2 protein-coding genes and 1 pseudogene are annotated in these 862 nt (G+C 69.6%); 1 reads left to right on the forward strand and 2 read right to left on the reverse strand.

What is annotated here, in order from left to right:
* Window positions 1-132, forward strand: a 132-nt coding sequence (locus AC1DYI_RS37110; protein ID WP_477209067.1) for a YdeI/OmpD-associated family protein, incomplete at its 5' end; no start/stop codon positions are given.
* A gap of 9 nt (window positions 133-141) precedes the next feature.
* Here AC1DYI_RS37110 and AC1DYI_RS37115 read toward each other — a convergent pair.
* A complete protein-coding gene (locus AC1DYI_RS37115) occupies window positions 142-627 on the reverse strand; it encodes a hypothetical protein (RefSeq protein WP_477209066.1) in 486 nt (161 codons plus the stop codon).
* Window positions 624-862: pseudogene (locus AC1DYI_RS37120) on the reverse strand (beta-ketoacyl synthase N-terminal-like domain-containing protein); the annotation flags it as partial. The pseudogene AC1DYI_RS37120 and the gene AC1DYI_RS37115, both read right to left, overlap by 4 nt.

Genomic DNA, 862 nt, shown 5'->3' on the forward strand with positions numbered 1-862 from the left:
GGCTACCGCCGCGCCTGCATCTACCACGTCACCAGCCCGAAGACGGAGGCGACGCGGCAGAAGCGGCTGGCCACGTTGATCGAGGATTCGGCGGCCGGCAGGCGACTTGGGCACACGACGAAGTACCAATAGGGCGCGGGCTCAGCCTGCCGGCACCAACCAGCACCAATCGGTCGACCGGTCTTCCTCGACCCAGCCGAACAACAGGTTCGTCGCTCCAGCGGCCGTGGCTTCCATCTCGGCGAAAGCCCGCAGCGCGGCGCGATCGCGCTGCAGCACGAAACGCGCATCACCACGCCACCCCAGGTGTTCGCTCAACGCCGCCAAGGTGTGGCTGGCCTGGCTTTGCATGAAGGCAAAAGGCATCGGCAAGCCTTCGGTCGCCTGCAAGGCGATGGTGCGGGTGGCGCTGCGCGGGCCGCTGAAGCTGGCCAAGCGCAGCACGGCACCTTCCGGCAGCGCGGTTTCGCCGGCTTGCGCCAGGCACTCGCGCGCGCCATAGAGCGCTTGCTCAGCCCACGGCCCGAGGCGGCGTGGCCGTTGGCCCAGCCGCCGCGCGAGCTGCTCGCGCCAATCGGCGGGCAGCGGGTCGGCCACGAAGCGCGCCTTTTCGTGCCACGCGATCATGCGTGCGTGTCCTCCAGCACCACCGCAGCGTGACCACCGCCAAAACCGAAGATGTTGGCCAGCAGGTGGCGGGCTGCACGAGGTGGCTTGCTGGCCAAGGTGGCGCCGAACGCAGGGTCGACTTCGCCGTCCACCCGGGGCCAGGCCCCGCTTTCGAGACAGCCCGTCAGCAGCGCCACTTCGGCCAACCCGGCAGCGCCCAGCGCGTGGCCGATCGCTCCTTTCAGGCTCATCA

This window comes from Ideonella sp. P3_A4 (genome assembly GCF_056403075.1).